This window comes from Streptomyces sp. NPDC006925, from assembly GCF_042869575.1.
GTDB lineage: Bacteria > Actinomycetota > Actinomycetes > Streptomycetales > Streptomycetaceae > Streptomyces.
Map to the genome: position 1 here is coordinate 151053 of NZ_JBIAGB010000004.1, position 20135 is coordinate 171187.

A 20135-nucleotide genomic window follows, 5' to 3' on the forward strand; every position below is an offset into this window, starting at 1 on the left:
ACTTCGCCAAGCCTTTACTTGGCATTACTGTTCTTTTACTCCCGACGGGGAGTGACGAGAGCGTCGCGCACAGTGCCGACCTCGGGAGGAGTCGCGATGTCCCACCGCCCCCCGGTGCTCAGCGGTCCCAGGGCCGCCCCGGACCACCCGGACCCGCGTCAGCGCTGGTCGGCTGACCTCTCCGCGTCCGTCACGGTCTTCCTGATCGCGCTCCCGCTCTCTCTCGGTATCGCCCTGGCCGCCGGAGCACCGCTCCAGTCCGGGCTGGTGGCCGCGGCGGTGGGCGGAGTGGTCTGCGGACGGCTCGGAGGCGCCCCGCTGCAGATCACAGGACCCGCAGCCGGACTGACGGTGATCACCGCAGAGCTGATCCAGCGGTACGGCTGGCAGACCACCTGCGCGATCACCGTCCTGGCGGGGGCCGCCCAGGTCGGCCTCGGCTTCCTGCGTGTGGCCCGCTCCGCGCTGGCGGTGAGCCCCGCGGTCGTGCACGGCATGCTGGCCGGAATCGGGTGCACCATCGCGCTGGCCCAGCTCCACGTGATGCTCGGTGGCGATCCCGACAGCTCTCCGCTCACCAACGCGCTGGAACTGCCCGGCCGGATCACCGCGGTGCAGCCCGCCGCACTCTCCGTCAGCAGCCTGACCGTGGTCGTGCTGCTCGCCTGGCCCCGGCTGAAGCAGTACGGGGGCTCGTTCGGCGCGGCCGCGGCGCGCGTACCCGCCGCGCTGGTCGCAGTCTGCCTGGCCACCCTTGCCGCAGTGCTGGCGGGTGCCGGGCTGCCCCGCGTCGACCTGCCCTCCTGGCGTTCGCACGCGCTTCCCGAACTGCCGGAGGGCCCCGTGCTCGGACTGGGCACGGCGGTCCTCACGCTCACTCTGGTGGCCAGCGTGCAGGCGCTGCTGGCGGCGGTCGCGGCCGACAAGCTCACGGCCGCGCGCGGGGCCGGGAGCCGGGTGCCGCGCAGCGACCTGGACCGGGAGCTACGCGCGCACGGGGTGGCGAACGCGGTGTCGGGCGCGCTGGGCGGACTGCCGGTCACCGGAGTCGCGGTGCGCAGCACGGCGAACATCGCCGCCGGCGCCGTCAGCCGGAACTCGGCCCTGCTGCAGGGCGTGTGGGTGCTGCTGGCGGCCGGGCTGCTGGTCGGTGTGCTGGAGCTGATTCCGCTGGCGGCGCTGGGGGCGCTGGTGATGGTCGTGGGCGTACGGATGATCAACATCGGCCACATCAGAAAGGTGGCACGGCATCGCGAGGCGGTGGTCTTCGGTGCCACCTCGGTCTCGGTGGTGTTGCTGGGCGTGCTGGAGGGGGTCGGTGTGGGCATCGCGGTAGCGGTGGTTCTGGCACTGCACCGGCTGGCCTGGGCCCGGATCGACGTGGCGCACGACGCGTTCCGCGGACCCGGACCCGGACCCGCGGGACGGTCCCGGGACGACTACCGGGTCGTGGTGCGGGGGCAGTTGACGTTTCTCGCGGTGCCACGGCTGAGCCGGGCGCTGGCCCAGGTGCCCGAGGGGGCGAAGGCATTCGTGGAACTGGAGGGATCGTTCATGGACCATGCGGCGTACGAGGCGCTGGAGGACTGGCGGGCCACGCATACGGCGGCAGGGGGCGAGGTCGAGGTCAGCGGGCGCGGCGGGCAGGGCATCGGGGAACCCGCGAGCGCGCATGTGTGCACGCCGTGGACGCCGTGGCGCAACCACCAGTGCACCCGTCCGGCCCCCGCCGGGCCGGAAGACTCCTCCGGCGACCCCGGCCGCGGCGCCCCCTCTCCCGCCCCGGCTCCCCGCGGCCGCGCGGGGTCCGACGGCCGCGGCGGCACGGCACGCGACGCACAGGGCGCTCCGGAGACGGCGGCGGGCGGGGCGGGCGGAGCCGCGGGCTCGTCCGACCCGAGCGGCGCCCGGAGCGTGCCGGGGGCGGCGGACCCCGCCCGGGTGGGGCAGCGGGAGGGCGACGCGCCCCTCTCCCACCGCGGACAGCTGCTGGGCGGGGTGCGGAACTTCCAGCGCAGCACGGCGCCACGGGTGCGGGACGAGTTGGCGAGACTGGCACGCGAGGGACAGCGGCCCTCGCAGCTCTTCCTCACCTGTGCCGACTCGCGCGTCGTCACCAGCATGATCACCTCAAGCGGTCCGGGTGATCTGTTCACCGTCCGGAATGTGGGGAACCTGGTTCCGCCGCCCGGCGAGGAGCGCGGCGACCAGTCGGTGGCGGCGGCGATCGAGTACGCCGTGGACGTGCTGCAGGTCGCCTCGGTGACGGTGTGCGGGCACTCCGGCTGCGGTGCCATGCAGGCGCTGCACACGACCCCGGCGGACGCCCCGGAGGCCGCCGGGACGCCGCTCGGCCGCTGGCTGCAGCACGGGCGCCCGTCCCTGGAGCGGTTCCACACGGCGGCCAGGGTCGCCCCGCGCCTCGCGGACCGGGCGACGGCCGACCCTCTCGAGGCGCTCTGCCTGACCAACGTCGTCCAGCAGCTGGAGCATCTGGCGGCGCACGCGTGCGTGGCCCGGCGGCTCGGCGAGGGCACCCTCGAACTGCACGGCATGTACTTCCACGTCGGCGAAGCACAGACGTATGTGCTGGACGCGCCGGTAGGGGGCACCCTCGCGCCCGAGCCGGTGTTCGCCGCCGTCCGGCCCGACCCCGTCGCCCTGTGAGCCCTCGATGACATCCGTCGCCGCACCCGGGGGCGCCCGCCGTGCCGCGGGCTTCCGGGGAAGGGGTCGCGGGCTTCCGGCCAGGGGCTGCGGCGTCCGGCGCCGGGCGGCTCCGCGGGCCGCCGGAGCCGCCTGAGGACTGCCGGTTCCCTGCGGGTGAGCAGCTGACGGGACAGCACGCAACAGGGGGCGTCGCCGGGCGATTTGGATGCGCGGAGGCGCCCCGCGGCGTGCGGGAACGCGGCACACTCCGGTGTGGTGCGGGACGACACGCAACGACTCCCGGAATGCCGCTGTACCCAGCAGGGTCCGAGGTGCCAGGATCACCCGGGGGTTGACCGGGCTCCCGCGATCACTAAGCATGCCAGTTATCAGGTATTGGTCTACACCACTTGCCGACGGGAGCCGACATGAACGAGAGTCCTTCCCTCTCCAACCTGCTCAAGGAGGAGCGCCGGTTCGCCCCGCCCGCCGAGCTGGCCGCGAACGCCAACGTGACCGCTGCGGCGTACGAGCAGGCCGAGGCCGACCGGCTGGGCTTCTGGGCCGCACAGGCACGGCGACTGACCTGGGGTACCGAGCCGACCGAGACGCTGGACTGGTCGAATCCGCCCTTCGCCAAGTGGTTCAAGGACGGCAAGCTCAACGTCGCCTACAACTGCGTGGACCGCCACGTGGAGGCCGGCCACGGCGACCGGGTCGCCATCAACTTCGAGGGCGAGCCGGGCGACACCCGCACCCTCACCTACGCCGACCTCCAGCGGGAGGTCTCGCAGGCCGCCAACGCGCTGACCGAACTCGGTGTGCAGGCGGGCGACCGGGTCGCCGTGTACATGCCGATGATCCCGGAGGCGGTCGTCGCGATGCTGGCGTGCGCCCGCATCGGAGCACCGCACTCGGTCGTCTTCGGCGGCTTCTCCGCGGACGCGCTGGCCACCCGGATCGAGGACGCGGACGCCCGTGTCGTCATCACCGCCGACGGCGGCTACCGCAAGGGCGCGGCGTCCGCGCTCAAGCCCGCGGTCGACGAGGCGCTCACCCGGCCGGGCACGGAGAAGGTCCGCAACGTCCTGGTGGTCAAGCGGACCGGCCAGGAGGACATCGCGTGGCACGAGGAGCGCGACCTGTGGTGGCACGAGGTGGTCGGCCGTCAGTCCGAGCAGCACACGCCGCAGGACTTCGACGCCGAGCACCCGCTGTTCATCCTGTACACCTCGGGCACCACGGGTAAGCCGAAGGGCATCCTGCACACCACCGGCGGCTACCTCACCCAGGTCGCCTACACCCACCACGCGGTCTTCGACCTCAAGCCGGAGACCGACGTGTTCTGGTGCACGGCCGACGTCGGCTGGGTGACAGGCCACTCGTACATCGTCTACGGCCCGCTCGCCAACGGCGCGACGGAGGTGCTGTACGAGGGCACTCCCGACTCGCCGCACAAGGGCCGCTGGTGGGAGATTGTGCAGAAGTACGGGGTCACCGTGCTCTACACCGCTCCGACGGCGATCCGCGCGAGCATGAAGTGGGGCGACGACATCCCCGCGAAGTTCGACCTCTCGTCGCTGCGCATCCTGGGTTCGGTGGGCGAGCCCATCAATCCCGAGGCGTGGGTGTGGTATCGGCACCACATCGGCGGAGACCGCACACCGGTGGTGGACACCTGGTGGCAGACGGAGACCGGCGGCATGATGATCAGCCCGCTGCCGGGCGTCACCGAGGCCAAGCCGGGTTCGGCGCAGGTACCGCTGCCCGGCATCTCGGCGACCGTCGTGGACGACGAGGCCAACGAGGTGGCCGACGGCGCCGGCGGCTACCTCGTGCTGACCGAGCCCTGGCCGTCGATGCTGCGCACCATCTGGGGCGACGACCAGCGCTTCCTCGACACCTACTGGTCGCGCTTCGAGAACAAGTACTTCGCGGGCGACGGCGCCAAGAAGGACGACGACGGCGATGTGTGGCTGCTGGGCCGGGTGGACGATGTGATGCTCGTCTCCGGGCACAACATCTCCACCACGGAGGTCGAGTCCGCCCTGGTCTCCCACCCCAAGGTGGCCGAAGCCGCGGTCGTGGGCGCGACCGACCCGCAGACGACGCAGGCCATCTGCGCGTTCGTCATCCTGCGCGGCGGCGCGGCCGAGGACGGGGAACTGGTCGAGGAGCTGCGCGCGCACGTCGCCAAGCAGCTCGGCCCGATCGCCAAGCCGAAGCGCATCCTGCCGGTCGCGGAGCTGCCCAAGACCCGCTCCGGAAAGATCATGCGCCGACTGCTGCGCGACGTGGCGGAGAACCGGACGCTGGGTGACACCCAGACCCTCACCGACTCGTCTGTGATGGAGCTCATCCAGTCCAAGCTGCCGAGCGCCGCCAGCGAGGACTGACGCCGCGGCACGGGCCGCGCAGCACCCGCACGGGGGCCGTGCGGGCCCCGGCACGGGGCCGTGCGGGCCCCGGCACGGTGAGGGGCATCCGGACAACCGACCGGGTGCCCCTCACCCGTTTGGTTAGGCTGGCTGTGTCGCCTCCGCGAGGCGACAGGTCCGTGGGCGAGCCGGGAAGTCTGGTCGGCACACACCACAGGTGTGTCCCCGCCACCTTCCGGAGGCCCGCGCCATGACTCCGCCGCACCGCCCCGACCAGGGCACCGACCCCCAGCAGCCGGGACAGTCCCCCCGACAGGACGCGCAGGTCACCGCGCGGTCCGAGCGCTCGGCCGGGCCCGCCGACCCGTCCCGAGCGTCCACCGACCCGTCCCGAGCGTCCACCGACCGACCCGAAGCGTCCGGAGGGCGGGACGCCGGCCACCGTTCGGTCTTCCTCGGCAGGCTCCCGCTTCGCGAACGTACGTTCCTGGCGGACGCGCTCCGCACCGAGACGGTCGGCGGCACCCTGCTGCTGGCCGCCGCGGTCGTCGCCCTGCTGCTGGCCAACACCGGAGCCGTCGGCTTCTACCAGGACGTCAAGGACTTCCATTTCGGCCCCGAAGCGCTCCATCTGAACCTCTCGGTCGCCGACTGGGCGAAGGACGGCCTGCTCACCCTGTTCTTCTTCGTCGCCGGGATCGAGCTCAAGCGGGAGCTGGTCGCGGGCGAACTGCGCGATCCCCGGGCCGCCGCCCTGCCGATCGTCTCGGCCGTGTGCGGGATGGCCGTCCCCGCGCTGGTCTATCTGGCCTTCGCCGCCGGGGGTGGGGACCTGCGCGGCTGGGCGATCCCGATGGCGACCGACATCGCCTTCGCGCTGGGGGTGCTGGCCGTGCTCGGCACCGGGCTGCCCTCCGCGCTGCGTGCCTTCCTGCTGACCCTGGCCGTCGTCGACGACCTGGGCGCCATCGTCATCATCGCGATCTTCTACTCGGCGGGCATCAGCTTCGGGGCACTGGCGGGCGCAGTCGCCGGACTGGCCGTCTTCTGGTTCCTGCACCACCGGGGGGTGCGCGGCTGGTACGTGTACGTCCCGCTCGCCCTCGTCGTCTGGGGGCTGATGCACGCCAGCGGGGTGCACGCCACGGTCGCCGGCGTCGCGATGGGCCTGATGCTGCGCTGCACCCTGCGCCCCGGCGAGGAGACCTCACCGGCCGCCCACATCGAACACCAGGTCAGGCCGCTGTCGTCCGGACTGGCCGTGCCCGTCTTCGCCCTCTTCGCGGCCGGTGTGACGGTCTCGGGCGGCGCGCTGGGCGACGTGTTCAGCAAGCCGGAGACGCTGGGCGTGGTGTTCGGTCTGCTGGCGGGCAAGACGCTGGGCGTGTTCGGCGGCGCGTGGGCCGCGGTGCGCTTCACCAAGGCCGAACTCAACCGCGAGCTGGGCTGGGCCGACGTACTGGCCATCGCCGCGCTGTCCGGTATCGGCTTCACCGTCTCGCTGCTGATCAGCGAACTGGCCTTCACCGACGATCCCGTGCTCGCCGACGAGGCCAAGGCCGCCGTGCTGATCGGTTCCCTGCTGGCCGCGGTGTTCGCCGGAGTCATGCTCAAAATCCGGGCCCGCAGGCACCGTTCGCTGGTGGAGGCCGAGAACCGCGACGAGGACGGCGACGGTGTCCCCGACGTGTACGAGGAGCACAACCCCGCGTTCCATCTGCGGATGGCGGCGCTCTACGAGGCGAAGGCGGCGGAGCACCGCAGGCTCGCCGAGGTGGCCACACGCCACGACGTGACGGACGATGGTCCGGCATGATCGGAGCCTGACCGGCTACCGCGAGGGAACCCCGCACGCAAGCCAGGGAACTCCGGGCCCGCACCGCGGCGGGCCCTCACTACCGCAAGGGAGACAGCGATGAGCGCAGCCGACGACGGCCGCAGCCTCGGCCAGTTGGTCGCAGCGGCGACCGCGGAGATGTCCGCACTGGTGCACGACGAGATCGCGCTGGCCAAGGCCGAGCTGCGACAGGACGTCAAGCGCGGCGTGCTGGGCAGCGGCGCCGCTCTGATCGCAGGGGTCTTCCTGCTCTTCGCGCTCCCCGTGCTGAGCTTCGCCGCCGCCTACGGCATCCACAACCTGGGGCTCGGCCTCGCCTGGTCGTTCCTGATCGTGGGCGGCGCCTTCATCGCCCTCGCGCTGCTCCTGCTGCTGCTGGCGCTGGCCAAGTTCAAGAAGGTCTCCAAGAGCAAGAGCCCGCAGAAGTCGGTGGCCTCGGCGAAGCAGACCGCCGCGGTCCTCTCGCACGCCAAGCCGCACCCGCGCGCGGCCGGGGACGGCGGCGAGGAGCACCCGCAGCTCCAGGGTGTGACACGCTCGTCCGTATGACGCTCGCAGACAGCCCGGCGGCGGTGATCCGTCCCGAGGGCCCCTGGACTCACCGGGACGTGGCAGCCAACGGAGCGCTGTTCCACATCGCCGAGATGGGTGAGGGCCCGCTGGTACTGCTGGTGCACGGTTTCCCGCAGTACTGGTGGGCGTGGCGGCACCAGCTCCCCGCGCTGGCCGACGCGGGCTATCGGGCCGTGGCGATGGACCTGCGCGGAGTGGGTGGCAGCGACCGTACGCCGCGCGGCTACGACCCGGCCAACCTCGCGCTCGATGTGACCGGTGTGATCCGCTCACTGGGCGAGCCCGACGCGGCGCTGGTCGGACACGACCTGGGCGGCTACCTGGCGTGGACGGCGGCGGTGATGCGGCCCAAGCTGATCCGTCGCCTCGTCGTCGCCTCGATGCCGCACCCGCGCCGCTGGCGGGCCGCCATGCTGCGGGACGTCCGGCAGACGGCGGCCAGCTCCTACATCTGGGGGTTCCAGCGCCCGTGGCTGCCCGAACGCCAGCTCGTGGCGGACGACGGCGCCCTGGTGGAGCGGCTGGTCCGGGACTGGGCCGGCCCGCAACCGCCCGGCCCGACCGGGGACGCGGGCGTCCTGGCGGTGGAGAACTACCGGCGGGCGATGTGCGTACCCTCCACGGCGCACTGCTCGGTGGAGCCGTACCGGTGGCTGGTGCGGTCGCTGGGGCGCCCGGACGGGATGCAGTTCTACCGCCGGATGAAGCGTCCGGTGCGGGTGCCGACACTGCATCTGCACGGTTCACTCGATCCGGTGATGCGGACCCGGAGCGCGGCGGGGTCGGGCGAGTACGTCGAGGCCCCGTACCGCTGGCGCCTGTTCGACGGGCTGGGGCACTATCCGCACGAGGAGGACCCGGCGAGCTTCACCGGTGAACTGGTGCACTGGCTGAGCGATCCGGAACCGGATCGCTGAGCCGGCGGTCCGGAACCGGGCGGTGCCGCCGTCCCCGGTGCCGAGCGGCCGCACACATGTGCCCGGCGCATAGGCCGATTGCCGGATCCCGGGGCGATTACTGACCTTGGGGCGGGGGCAGGGACCCGGTATGGGGTTGACGCACGACTTCCGTGACGTGGCACGTAACCGCAGCCATCTGAGGTACCCGCGCGGCCGGGCTTTCCCACGCGCCGCGACCCGGCTGCATCCCACCGACGCAGAGCTGGGCATTCCCCGCATTCTGCGTCGCCGCGCACGCTGGGTCAGCGCGAGACTGCGGCATCACCGCTCCTGATCGACCCGTCGCCGTTGCCGCCGCCGCGCGAGCGGCAGAGCCGTCCGCCGCCCTCCCGGCGCCCCGGCGTGGTGCGGCAGGACGGTCCGGACGTCCGGACGGTCTGTGGACGAGGGACGCCACCGGTGGACGGTGCCGGGGCGGCGGAGGGCCGGCCCGCCGGCAGGCGGGCCGATGCCTCCCGCGCACCGGGTTTCCGAGCCGACCGCGCCGGGGGTACGCGCCGTTCCGAGCCGACCGCACCGGAGCCCGCCGAGAGCCCGGACCTGGCAGGGCCGGACGGGCGGGCCAGGACGGGCCTGGCCAGGACGGGCGGCCAGGACGGGACGGGACGGGACGGGCCGTCAGATCGCGCAGCCCTGGGTGTCGGCCTGCCGCTGGTCCGTGCGCCCGCGGGTGATGTCCTCGCGGATCTCGTCGACACTGAGGGCATAGCCGGTGCGGTCGTCCTTCAGGGACTTGGCGAAGATCACGCCGTAGACACGGCCGTCCGGGGTGAGCAGCGGGCCGCCGGAGTTGCCCGGACGGATGGCGGTGTAGAGCGAGTAGATGTCCCGGCTGACGGTGCCCCGGTGGTAGATGTCGGGGCCTTCCGCCTGCAGCCGACCGCGCACCCGGGCGGAGCGGACGTCGTAGCCGCCGTTCTCCGGGAAGCCGGCCACGATCGCGTCGTCGCCGCTGCGCGGATCCCGCTTCGCGAAGCGCAGTGCGGGCGCGGTCAGCTCGGGGACGTCCAGCACCGCGATGTCGCGCTTCCAGTCGTAGCGCACGACACGGGCGCTGTAGCGCCGCCCCTCGCCGCCGATCTGCACGGTCGGCTGCTGTACGCCGCCCACGACGTGCGCGTTCGTCATCACCCTGCCCTTCGAGAAGACGAACCCGGTGCCCTCCACCTCCTTCCGGCAGCTCTGCGCCGTGCCGACGACCTTGACGATGCTGCGCTTGGCCCGTTCCGCGACGGGGCTGCCCGCCAGTTCGGGACTCGGCGGTGGGACGTCCTGGATCGGCTCCCTGGCGAAGGGCGAGAAGACCTGCGGGTAGCCGTTCTTGGCCAGAACGGAGGAGAAATCGTCGAACCAGGCGTTGGCCTGCTGCGGCATCACATGCGAGACGCCGAGCAGCACCCTGGAGTTGCGCACCTCCTTGCCGAGCGTCGGCAGGGACGTACCGGCCAGCGCGGAGCCGATCAGCCAGGCGACGATCAGCATCGCGACGACGTTCACGAACGCGCCGCCCGTCGCGTCCAGGGCCCGGGCCGGGGTCCAGGTGATGTACTGCCGCAGCCTGTTGCCCAGGTGGGTGGTGAGGGCCTGGCCGACGGAGGCACAGATGATCACGATGATCACCGCGGCTATCGCCCACCCCGTCCCCGGCCGGTCGCCCGAGGTGAACCGGTCCCAGAGCGGGGGCAGGACGAGCAGCGCGATCAGGCCGCCCCCGAGGAACCCCAGGACGGACAGGATGCCGACGACGAAGCCCTGGCGGTAGCCGACGAGCGCGAACCACACCGCAGCCACGATCAGCAGTACGTCCAGCACGTTCACCGAATCAGCCTCGCCTCGGGTCCATCCCGGCAGTCCATTCCCCCCGCTCCGGCAGCACTCGACACGCGGGCCGGACCGGTCCGAGCGCCGCCCCTGCGCCAGGGCCGGGGCCGGGCGGTCGCCGTGCGGAGGCGGTACCCGGAGAGCGGAAGAGACACCGTCTCATGCGGACGCGGGCGCGAGGGGCACGCGGGTCGCCGATCGCGGGCGTCACGCCTTCCAGTCGAGCGGGACCCGGCGGTCGCGGTCCCAGGGACGCTCCCACCCGGCGTAGTGCAGGATGCGGTCGATGAGACCGGCCGTGAACCCCCACACCAGCGCGGAGCCCACCAGGAAGGCGGGTCCTACGTGTCCGGCCGGGTGTACGGCCATGGCGCGGTTGCCGGGGTCGGTGAGGTCCGAGACCGGGACGGTGAAGACCCGGGCCGTCTCCCCCGGGTCCACCGGCGCCACCGGCGTGCGGCGGCGCCACCAGCCGAGCACCGGTGTGACGACGAACCCGCTCACGGGGATGTAGAGGCTGGGCAGCATCCCGAACACCTGCACGCCCGAGGGATCGAGCCCCGTCTCCTCCTCGGCCTCGCGGAGCGCCGCGCGCAGCCTGCCGTCCCCTTCCGGGTCGCCGTCCTCCGGGTCCAGCGCCCCGCCCGGGAAGGAGGGCTGCCCGGCGTGCGAACGCAGGCTGGAGGCGCGCTCGATCAGCAGCAGTTCGGGGCCGCGCGGACCGTCACCGAACAGCACGAGCACGGCGGACGGCCGGCCACCGCCGTCGCGCGGCGGCAGGAAGCGGCTGAGCTGGCTCGCCTCGACCCCCGCCGCCGCGTCGCTCACCGGAACGAGCCACTCCGGCAGACCCTCGCCGCTGACCTCGACCGGCGCCGCGGGTGCGGAACCGCCCGCCACCGGGCACTCCGCCGCATGGTCCGAGTGCTGACAGGAACCCGTCACCGGGCCGCCCCGGTGGCGGAATCCGCGTCGGGTGCGGAAGCCGGGGCAGTGGCCGAACCGGTGGCCGGCGCACGGGAGGGCAGCGGTGGCGCGGGACGCCCCGGGTAGTCCGCCGGCGGCTTGAGCCGCTGCCCCGGCTGACCGCCCATCTCGTACTTGAGCAGCTTCTTCGCCTTCTCCGGATCCGTCTCGCCCTCCCCGTAGGAAGGGCACAGCTCGGCAATGGGACAGGCGCCGCAGGCGGGCTTGCGGGAGTGGCACACGCGGCGGCCGTGGAAGATCGTGCGGTGCGAGAACATCGTCCACTCGCTCTCCGGCAGCAGGTCGTCGATCTCCTGCTCGACCTTGACCGCGTCCGTCTGCTCGGTGAGCTTCCAGCGGCGCACCAGCCGGCCGAAGTGGGTGTCGACTGTCAGCCCTGGGACGCCGAAGGCGTTGCCGAGCACGACGAACGCCGTCTTGCGGCCGACGCCGGGCAGCTTCACCAGCTCCTCCACCGAGCCGGGGACCTCGCCGCCGTGATCGTCCCGCAGCGCCGCGGAGAGACCGAGCAGGGACTTGGCCTTGGAGCGGAAGAAGCCGGTGGGTCGGATCAGCTCCTCCAGCGCCTCCGGATCGGCCGCCGCCATGTCCTCCGGAGTGGGGTACGCGGCGAAGAGGGCGGGAGTCGTCTGGTTGACGCGCAGATCCGTGGTCTGCGCCGAGAGGACCGTGGCCACCAGAAGCTCGAACGGGTTCTCGAAATCCAGCTCGGGGTGCGCGTAGTAGTAGACCTCGGCCAGTGCGCTGTTGATCCGCGCGGCCCGCTTCGCCCGGGCCGCCTGCGACTCCGGCTTGCTCCCGGCCGCCTTCGCGGCGGCGGCCTTCGCGGGAGGCGCCTTCTTGGCTGCGGTCGCCTTCTTGGCAGCGGTCGCCTTCTTGGCAGCGGCCGTCTTCTTGGCGGAAGTGGTCTTCTTGGCGGAAGTGGCCTGCCCGCTGCCTGCGGCGGTCTTCTTCGCGGGGGAGGTCTTCTTCGCCGGGGCCTCGCCGGCCGGGGCCTTCTTCGCGGCGGTCGTCCTCTTCGCGGCGGTCGTCCTCTTCGCCGGGGCCTTCCGGGCGGCCTCGGCAGCCTCTGCGGTCCCGGCTCCCCCGGCGGCCTTCCCGGCAGCAGCCTTCCGTGCCGGTGCCGCGGCCGCCTCCTGTTCGCTCACAGCGGAATCCTCCGTCGCCGTCACCCGCCCAGCCCCCTCTCTGTCCGTGCGCTTCCCGGGGTATTGGACACTCGGCCAGCGTAAAGGGGCTCACCGACATTCGTGGCACAGGCGGCGGATCCGGGACCCTAGCGCGCCCCGCCTTGGGGGCGACAGCATGCGTGCGTCAAACTTATGGCTGATTGCTGTGACTGATCGCATGGTTTCACCGTCCGGCATCATGGGTTCCACGGATCCCATGGGCAGGTCGACAAGGAGAGAACTCGTGGACGACGTTCTGCGGCGCGCCCCGCTCTTCGCGGCGCTCGATGAGGAGCAGGCCGCCGAGCTGCGCGCCTCCATGACGGAGACGACGCTCGCTCGCGGCGAGGCCCTCTTCCACGAGGGTGACCCGGGTGACCGCCTCTACGTGGTGACCGAAGGCAAGGTGAAGCTGCACCGCACCTCCCCTGACGGCCGGGAGAACATGCTGGCGGTGCTGGGCCCCGGGGAGCTGATCGGGGAGCTCTCCCTGTTCGACCCGGGCCCGCGGACGGCGACCGCCTCGGCGCTGACCGAGGTCAGGTTGCTGGGCCTGGGCCACGGCGACCTCCAGCCCTGGCTGAACGCCCGGCCCGAGGTGGCCTCGGCGCTGCTGCGCGCCATCGCCCGGCGGCTGCGGCGCACCAACGACTCCATGTCCGACCTGGTCTTCTCCGACGTGCCGGGCCGCGTGGCCAAGCAGCTCCTGGACCTGTCCCGCCGCTTCGGCGTGCAGTCCGAGGAGGGCATCCATGTCGTCCACGACCTGACCCAGGAGGAGCTGGCCCAGTTGGTGGGCGCCTCCCGGGAGACCGTCAACAAGGCGCTGGCCGACTTCGCCGGGCGCGGCTGGCTGCGCCTGGAGGCCCGTGCGGTGATTCTGCTGGACATCGAGCGGCTGGCGAAGCGCTCGCGCTGACCACCGGAACGCTGGACCACCGGAACGCTGGACCACCGGAACGCTGGACCACCGGAACGCTGGACCAGTGGACGGGCGGACCGGCGGCTCCGCCCGTCCGGGGCCGGCTGCCGAACCGCTCGCGGATCCGTACGGCGTACGCCGCCGGCACACCACGTCGCACCGGCACCCCTGCGCCAGCAGGTCGCACCGGCACCCCTGCGCCGGGCCGCGACGCCGCCCAGGTGGCACGTAAGGGGCGCTCTCCTATGGAGGGTGCCCCTTACGTCGTGCGGACGTCTCCCACAACGTGCGGACGCGGCTCACGCCGCACGAAGCGCCTCGCATGCCGCACGAGGCACCTCGCATGCGGCACGCAGCGCCTCACGGTCCCGTATCCGAATCCGGTCAGCGGCGTCCCGGGACTTCACGCCAGCCCGTGCTCGAACAGGTAGTCGAGCTGGGCTCGCACCGACAGCTCCGCAGCAGGCCACAGCGATCTGTCCACGTCCGCGTAGACGTGGGCCACCACCTCGGCAGCCGTCCGGTGTCCCTGCTCGACGGCTGTCTCCACCTGTGCGAGCCGTTTGGCCCGGTGCGCCAGATAGAAGTCGATCGCGCCCTGCGCGTCGTCGAGCACCGGCCCGTGCCCCGGCAGGACGCGGCTGACGCCGTCGTCCACCGTCAGGGAGCGCAGCGCGCGCAGCGAGTCGAGGTAGTCGCCGAGCCTGCCGTCCGGATGTGCGACGACCGTGGTGCCCCGCCCGAGCACCGTGTCGCCGGTGAGCACCGCCGCGTCGGCCGGGAGGTGGAAGGAGAGCGAGTCCGCGGTATGCCCCGGTGTGGGCACCACACGCAGTTCCAGTCCGCCCGTGGCCACGACGTCCCCCGCGCCGAGCCCCTCGTCGCCCAGACGCAGCGCGGGGTCGAGCGCACGGACCGGTGAGCCGGTCAGCTCGGCGAACCGTGCCGCTCCCTCGGCGTGGTCCGGGTGACCGTGGGTGAGCAGGGTCAGCGCGACCCGTTTGCCCAGCCGCTCGGCCGCCTCCACGACCCGGCGCAGATGCGCGTCCTCCAGCGGGCCTGGGTCGATGACGACGGCGAGCGGGGAGTCGGGCTCGGCGACGATCCAGGTGTTGGTGCCGTCCAGCGTCATGGGCGACGGGTTGGGGGCCAGGACGCAGTGGGCACGGCTGCTGACCTGACCGCCCGGGGCACCGCCGCGCGGCTGGCCGGGGAGTGCTGCTGCGTCGGTCATGAGGGATCGATCCTCTTGGTGAACTCGTCGTATCCGGGCCAGCTCAGCACGATCTGGCCGCCCTCCAGGCCGGCGCGGGCGAGCACGGGCGCCAGGTCGCGCCCTCCGGCCGCGGCCAGGGCCTCGGCCGCCGTCGGGTGCGGGGCCAGTTGGCGCAGGGTGGCGATGGTGGGCGGCATCATCAGCAGTTCCCCCCGGTCGTAGCCCGCGGCGGCGTCCTGGGGACGGACCCAGACCGTCCGGTCGGCCTCGGTCGAGGCGTTGCGGGTGCGCTGGCCCTCGGGGAGCGCGGCGACGAAGAAGTAGGTGTCGTAGCGCCGGGCCTCGAACTCCGGTGTGATCCAGCGGGCCCAGGCACCCAGCAGGTCGTCCCGCAGAACGAGCCCTCTGCGGTCCAGGAAGTCGGCGAAGGACAGCTCGTGGGCGACGAGCGCCGCACGGTCCGCCTCCCAGTCCTCCCCGGTGGTGTCGGCGACGACGCTGTGCGGGTCGGGCCCGGCCAGCAGGACACCCGCCTCCTCGAAGGTCTCCCGGACAGCCGCACACACGATCGCCCGCGCCGTGGCCTCGTCCGTCCCCAGCCGCTCGGCCCACGGGGCCGACGGCCCCGCCGCATCCGCGCCGCGCGCGTCCCGCGGGTCGACGGAACCCCCCGGATACGCGTACGCGCCGCCCGCGAACGCCATCGAGGCGCGGCGTCGCAGCATGTGGACGGCGGGCCCGTCCGGAGTGTCCCGCAGCAGCATCACGGTCGCGGCTCTGCGCGGGGTCACCGGGGTCAGCTCGCCCGCGGCCAGGGCGCGGATGCGCTCCGGCCACTCGGGCGGATACCACTGGCCGTTCCGGGCGGGCGGAGTGGACGACGACGAGGAGGACATGGCCGGATGCTACGGCCCGCCGCCCCGATGTTCGAGAGGCAGCGGGTTCACCTGCGACTGCGCACCCGGGCACGACTGCGCACCCAGGCACGGACGATGTCGACGAGTGCCGACCGGTGCCGGCGAGTGCCGGCCTGCCGACCGGTGCCCACTGCTCGCGGCCGCCGACGGGCCGCTCGCGGCTGCGGTCCGGCCTGCCGACCGCAATTCGGACGGCCTCGACGGCCGGACGGCCGATGCCCTCGTCCGCCGGACACGAGCACCGGCCACAGCACGTCGGCCGCCCGCACACCGGCACACCGGCCCACCGGCCCACCGGCCCACCGGCCCACCGGCCCACCGGCCCACCGGCCGAGCATCAGCGGCCCGCTCCCAGGGCGAGCCCGAACAGCCCGCCTCGGAGGCCCGAGTCGGCCGACCGGCTCCGAAGCCCGATTCGTTCAACGGCCCGGCTCGTCGGCCCCGCCCGTCGGCTCCCTTGCGGCAGCCCGGCACACCGGCTCGGCCCGGCGCGCTGACGCGGTCCGGCGCGCCGACGCGGTCCGGGCCGTGAGGTCGGTTCAGTCCGCCAGCTCGACCTGCATCTCGACCTCGACCGGCGCGTCCAGCGGCAGGACGGCCACTCCGACGGCGCTGCGCGCGTGGACGCCCTTGTCGCCCAGCACCTCGCCCAGCAGCTCGCTGGCGCCGTTGATGACGCCGGGCTGCCCGGTGAAGTCCGGTGCCGAGGCGACGAACCCGGTGACCTTGACGACGCGGGCGATCCGGTCGAGGTCCCCGGCCACGGACTTGACGGCGGCCAGCGCGTTCAGCGCCGCCGTGCGCGCCAGGTCCTTCGCCTCCTCGGCGGTGACCTCGGCGCCGACCTTCCCGGTCATCGGCAGGGTGCCCGACACCAGCGGGACCTGTCCGGCGGTGTGGATGTACCGGCCGCTCTGCACCGCCGGGACGTAGGCACCGGCGGGGGTGGCGGTCTCGGGCAGCGTCAGCCCGAGCTGCGCGAGCCTGTCCTCGGCCGCGCTCACGCCTGCTTCTCCCGCTTCAGGTAGGCCACGAGCTGCTCGGGGTTGTTCGGCCCGGGCACGACCTGGACCAGTTCCCAGCCGTCTTCGCCCCAGGTGTCGAGGATCTGCTTGGTCGCGTGCACGAGGAGCGGCACGGTCGAGTATTCCCACTTCGTCATGGGGAGACCCTAACGAACGCCGCCGCCGGGGAAACCGCCGCGAGGACTCAGCTCCGGGACGCGCTGCCGCGCGGTCCCCGGGCCGGGCCCTGACCGTGCACCGGCGCCCGGTTCCCGGGGTCGCCGGCGACCGGTCTCGCCGGAGCCGCAGGCAACGAATTAGGCTCCCAGCCGTGAGCAGGCTCCACGTAGTGACCGGCAAGGGCGGGACCGGCAAGACGACGGTCGCCGCCGCGCTCGCGCTGGCGCTGGCGCAGGACGGGCGGCGCACGCTGCTCGTCGAGGTGGAAGGACGCCAGGGCATCGCGCAGCTCTTCGAGACGGAACCGTTGCCGTACGAGGAGCGCAAGATCGCCGTCTCGCACGGCAGCGGCGAGGTGTACGCGCTGGCGATCGACGCCGAGCGGGCGCTGCTCGACTACCTCCAGATGTTCTACAAGCTCGGCAGCGCCGGCCGCGCACTCAAGCGGCTGGGCGCCATCGACTTCGCGACCACCATCGCCCCCGGGCTGCGCGATGTGCTGCTGACCGGGAAGGCGTGCGAGGCGGTACGCCGCACGGACAAGCAGCAGCGGCCCGTCTACGACGCCGTGGTGATGGACGCGCCGCCCACCGGCCGCATCGCGCGCTTCCTCGGCGTCAACGAGGAGGTGGCCGGACTCGCCAAGGTCGGTCCCGTGCACAACCAGGCGCAGGGCGTCATGCGGCTGCTGAAGTCGCCGGACACGGCTGTACACCTGGTCACGCTGCTGGAGGAGATGCCCGTCCAGGAAACGGTCGACGGCATCGCCGAACTCCGGGCCGCGGGGCTGCCTGCCGCCTCCGTGCTGGTCAACATGGTGCGTCCCCGGCTGCCGGGCGAGGAGCAGGTGGGGACGGCGCAGGGGCGCACGGACGAGCTGGCGCGCGCCTTCGCCCGCGCGGGGCTCGGGGAGGAGCACCGCACAGCGGCCGCCGAGCAGCTCGTGGCGCCCCTGCTGGAGCAGGGCAGGGAGCACGCCGAACGCGTCGAGCTGGAACGCGGGCTGCGCGCCGAGCTGTCCGCACAGGGGCTGCCGGTGCGGGAGCTCGGCCTGCTCAGCCAGGGCGTCGAACTGGCGGGCCTGTACGGCCTCGCCCGCTCCCTGCACAGCCAGTGGCGGACCACCGGGACGGACGGCACGCACCCGTGAGCCCCGGGCACCCCGAGCCGCCACAGCCCCCCGTGCCACCACCCGCGACCTCCGGGGAAGGAGAGGCATCCATGGCCATGCCGCTGGACGCCGACGCGCTGGACCTCGATCCGCTGCTGGACGACCCGACGACCAGGATCGTCGTCTGTTGCGGCTCCGGAGGAGTCGGCAAGACCACCACGGCCGCCGCCCTGGGCGTGCGCGCCGCCGAACGGGGCCGCCGGACCGTCGTCCTGACCATCGACCCCGCCCGGCGGCTCGCCCAGTCCATGGGCCTGTCCGAGCTGGACAACACCCCGCGCGAGGTGCCCGGCATCGACCGGACGGCGGGCGGCGAACTGCACGCCATGATGCTCGACATGAAGCGCACGTTCGACGAGATCGTCGAGACGCACGCCGACCCCGACCGCGCCAAGGCCATCCTGGAGAATCCCTTCTACCAGTCGCTCTCCACCGGCTTCGCCGGGACGCAGGAGTACATGGCGATGGAGAAGCTCGGCCAGCTCCGCTCGGGCGACGAGTGGGACCTGATCATCGTGGACACCCCGCCGTCCCGGTCGGCTCTGGACTTCCTGGACGCGCCCAAGCGCCTCGGATCCTTCCTGGACGGGAAGTTCATCAAGCTGATGATGGCGCCCGCTCGGGTAGGCGGCCGGGCCGGGATGAAGGTCGTGAACCTCGGCATGGCCGGGCTCTCGCTCTTCACCGGAGCCCTGAACAAGCTCCTGGGTGCCGGCCTGCTGCGGGACGTGCAGACCTTCGTGGCCGCCATGGACACCATGTTCGGCGGCTTCCGTACCCGCGCCGACGCCACCTACCGGCTGCTCCAGGCCCCCGGAACCGCCTTTCTCGTCGTGGCGGCACCGGAGCGGGATGCACTGCGCGAGGCGTCGTACTTCGTGGAGCGGCTGTCCGCGGACCGGATGCCGCTGGCCGGGCTGGTGCTCAACCGGGTGCACGACAGCCGCGCGTCCTGGCTGAGCGCCGAGCGGGCCCTCGCGGCTGCCGAAAATCTCGAGGACGGCGGCATTGTGGATCGCGAGCGGGGGAAGGGTCTGCATCGCGGCGCTCGATCGGCCGATCCGGCGGATCCCGAGGACGGCTCCCCCGCCTCCCCGAACCCAGGAACAGCCGGATCCGTCACCGCGCTCGAGACGAAGGACCAGAACAGGGCGGCGCGGACCGGAGCACAGCAGACCAGGACGCGGCCCGGATGCGCGGAGCGAGCGGTCCCCGACGCGCGGTCGGCCGCCGATCAGCCGTCGGGCGACGACGCACACCTGCACGAGGACGCAGGCCACGAGGAAACGAGGTACGAGGAAACGGGCTACGAGGACAGGGGTCACGAGGTCATGCGTCGTGACGGCGACCCGGGCGAGGACAGCGCCATGGACGACGAACTCGCCGTGCTGGCTGCGGGGCTGCTGCGGCTGCACGCCGACCGTATGCGGCTGCTGGAGCGCGAGCAGCGCACCCGCGACCGCTTCACCGCGGTGCATCCGGACGTGCCAGTGGCCGAGGTGACCGCCCTGCCCGGAGACGTGCACGACCTGGACGGCCTGCGCACCATCGGCCTCCGTCTCGCCCACCAGCGCGAACGCACGGACGCGGCCGGGGCCGAAGCGGACAGGGCCGGAGCGGACTGACGCGACCGGACCGGCGGAAGGTACCGGCCGACGGACACGAGCCGACCGAGACGGGCGGACCCGCGGCAGCAGGACCCGGACCCGCGGCAGCCGGACCCGCGGCAGCCGGACTCGGGTCAGACGAGCCGACCGAGGCCGACGGACCGGAGCCGGACCGTCCGGAGCCGAGCCGGGCGGAGCCGAGCCGGGCGCTCGGCGCAGGACCGTTCCTCCTGGTGGTCAGCCCACCGCTGCGTACCGTTCGTGCTCCTCCGCCCCGAGCTCCACGTCGACCGGCAGCATCACGCCGGTGCTGCGCTCGTACTCGGAGCGCGCCGTCTCCAGCAGGCGCCGCCAGGAGGTGACCGTGGGGCGTCGGCGCAGCAGAGCCCTGCGCTCGCGCTCGGTCATCCCTCCCCAGACGCCGAACTCCACGCGGTTGTCCAAAGCGTCGGCAAGACATTCCGTTCGAACCGGACATCCCGTGCACACGGCCTTCGCGCGGTTCTGCGCGGCGCCCTGCACGAACAGTTCATCCGGATCCGTAGAGCGACAGGCAGCCTGCGCGCTCCAGTCTGTTACCCAGCTCATTGCCGGTGCCGTCCTCTCCCGAATCGAGGCTCCCCCACGGCGGCGAACGGCATATTCACCGTTGCCAGTTGAGGACGTTACGGAAGAGCACACAGCACGCAACACCCCCTTCGGGCCCAATCTTGGATGGCCCGAACGGACTATGCGTGCGCAGGAC

General features: G+C 72.8%; 17 protein-coding genes. 9 read left to right on the forward strand and 8 right to left on the reverse strand.

All coding sequences use genetic code 11. From position 1 onward, the window contains the following. The first annotated feature begins 96 nt into the window (after window positions 1-96). The 6 genes from ACFYNS_RS08235 (at window position 97) to ACFYNS_RS08260 (ending at window position 8670) form a co-directional block, all read left to right on the forward strand. Window positions 97-2667 carry a SulP family inorganic anion transporter gene (locus tag ACFYNS_RS08235; RefSeq protein WP_388601579.1) on the forward strand — a complete coding sequence of 857 codons (2571 nt, stop codon included), beginning with the start codon at window positions 97-99 and terminating at the stop codon, window positions 2665-2667. A 410-nt stretch (window positions 2668-3077) separates the two neighbouring features. Beyond that, on the forward strand, window positions 3078-5045 hold the full coding sequence (gene acs / locus ACFYNS_RS08240; protein WP_388601581.1) for an acetate--CoA ligase: 1968 nt from the start codon (window positions 3078-3080) through the stop codon (window positions 5043-5045). A 232-nt stretch (window positions 5046-5277) separates the two neighbouring features. After that, the gene (gene nhaA / locus ACFYNS_RS08245; RefSeq protein WP_360291455.1) at window positions 5278-6843 is read left to right on the forward strand and encodes a Na+/H+ antiporter NhaA; all 1566 of its coding nucleotides are present in this window, start codon (window positions 5278-5280) and stop codon (window positions 6841-6843) included. Between the two features lie 99 nt (window positions 6844-6942). Continuing rightward, on the forward strand, window positions 6943-7413 hold the full coding sequence (locus ACFYNS_RS08250; protein ID WP_019355556.1) for a phage holin family protein: 471 nt from the start codon (window positions 6943-6945) through the stop codon (window positions 7411-7413). Then, window positions 7410-8354 carry an alpha/beta hydrolase gene (locus ACFYNS_RS08255; protein WP_360291458.1) on the forward strand — a complete coding sequence of 315 codons (945 nt, stop codon included), beginning with the start codon at window positions 7410-7412 and terminating at the stop codon, window positions 8352-8354. Before ACFYNS_RS08250 ends, ACFYNS_RS08255 begins: the two co-directional genes overlap by 4 nt. 130 nt (window positions 8355-8484) lie before the next feature. Beyond that, window positions 8485-8670 (forward strand): hypothetical protein, encoded by a 186-nt coding sequence (locus tag ACFYNS_RS08260; RefSeq protein WP_360291461.1) that lies wholly within the window; start codon window positions 8485-8487, stop codon window positions 8668-8670. Between the two features lie 344 nt (window positions 8671-9014). Here ACFYNS_RS08260 and ACFYNS_RS08265 read toward each other — a convergent pair whose 3' ends face one another. From ACFYNS_RS08265 to nth, 3 genes are all read right to left on the reverse strand, one after another. Continuing rightward, window positions 9015-10214, reverse strand: a complete 1200-nt coding sequence (locus ACFYNS_RS08265) for a MarP family serine protease (protein ID WP_360291463.1) — start codon at window positions 10212-10214, stop codon at window positions 9015-9017. A gap of 210 nt (window positions 10215-10424) precedes the next feature. After that, complete coding sequence (locus ACFYNS_RS08270) at window positions 10425-11117, reverse strand: CoA pyrophosphatase (RefSeq protein ID WP_360291466.1); 693 nt, start codon at window positions 11115-11117, stop codon at window positions 10425-10427. Window positions 11118-11158: 41 nt separating this feature from the next. Further along, on the reverse strand, window positions 11159-12352 hold the full coding sequence (gene nth / locus ACFYNS_RS08275; RefSeq protein ID WP_388601586.1) for an endonuclease III: 1194 nt from the start codon (window positions 12350-12352) through the stop codon (window positions 11159-11161). A 265-nt stretch (window positions 12353-12617) separates the two neighbouring features. On the opposite strand from nth, the gene ACFYNS_RS08280 reads away from it, so the two are divergent. After that, window positions 12618-13292: a Crp/Fnr family transcriptional regulator gene (locus ACFYNS_RS08280; RefSeq protein ID WP_019355551.1), complete on the forward strand. Its 675-nt coding sequence runs from the start codon at window positions 12618-12620 to the stop codon at window positions 13290-13292. 406 nt (window positions 13293-13698) lie between these two features. Here ACFYNS_RS08280 and ACFYNS_RS08285 read toward each other — a convergent pair whose 3' ends face one another. The 4 genes from ACFYNS_RS08285 to ACFYNS_RS08300 form a co-directional block, all read right to left on the reverse strand. After that, a complete protein-coding gene (locus ACFYNS_RS08285; protein WP_360291472.1) occupies window positions 13699-14529 on the reverse strand; it encodes an MBL fold metallo-hydrolase in 831 nt (276 codons plus the stop codon). Then, on the reverse strand, window positions 14526-15407 hold the full coding sequence (locus tag ACFYNS_RS08290) for an NUDIX hydrolase (RefSeq protein WP_360291474.1): 882 nt from the start codon (window positions 15405-15407) through the stop codon (window positions 14526-14528). The genes ACFYNS_RS08285 and ACFYNS_RS08290 overlap by 4 nt, the downstream gene beginning before the upstream one ends. A 560-nt stretch (window positions 15408-15967) precedes the next feature. After that, window positions 15968-16432 (reverse strand): RidA family protein, encoded by a 465-nt coding sequence (locus ACFYNS_RS08295; protein WP_360291477.1) that lies wholly within the window; start codon window positions 16430-16432, stop codon window positions 15968-15970. Further along, entirely contained in the window at window positions 16429-16590 is a 162-nt protein-coding gene (locus ACFYNS_RS08300; RefSeq protein WP_019355547.1) for a DUF4177 domain-containing protein, read from the reverse strand. Before ACFYNS_RS08300 ends, ACFYNS_RS08295 begins: the two co-directional genes overlap by 4 nt. A gap of 173 nt (window positions 16591-16763) precedes the next feature. Here ACFYNS_RS08300 and ACFYNS_RS08305 point away from each other — a divergent pair, with 173 nt between their 5' ends. Next, window positions 16764-17762: an ArsA-related P-loop ATPase gene (locus ACFYNS_RS08305; protein WP_360291480.1), complete on the forward strand. Its 999-nt coding sequence runs from the start codon at window positions 16764-16766 to the stop codon at window positions 17760-17762. A 71-nt stretch (window positions 17763-17833) separates the two neighbouring features. After that, the gene (locus ACFYNS_RS08310; protein ID WP_388601590.1) at window positions 17834-19408 is read left to right on the forward strand and encodes an ArsA family ATPase; all 1575 of its coding nucleotides are present in this window, start codon (window positions 17834-17836) and stop codon (window positions 19406-19408) included. Between the two features lie 219 nt (window positions 19409-19627). Here ACFYNS_RS08310 and ACFYNS_RS08315 read toward each other — a convergent pair whose 3' ends face one another. Next, window positions 19628-19978 (reverse strand): WhiB family transcriptional regulator, encoded by a 351-nt coding sequence (locus tag ACFYNS_RS08315; protein ID WP_360291485.1) that lies wholly within the window; start codon window positions 19976-19978, stop codon window positions 19628-19630. Window positions 19979-20135 lie beyond the last annotated feature (157 nt).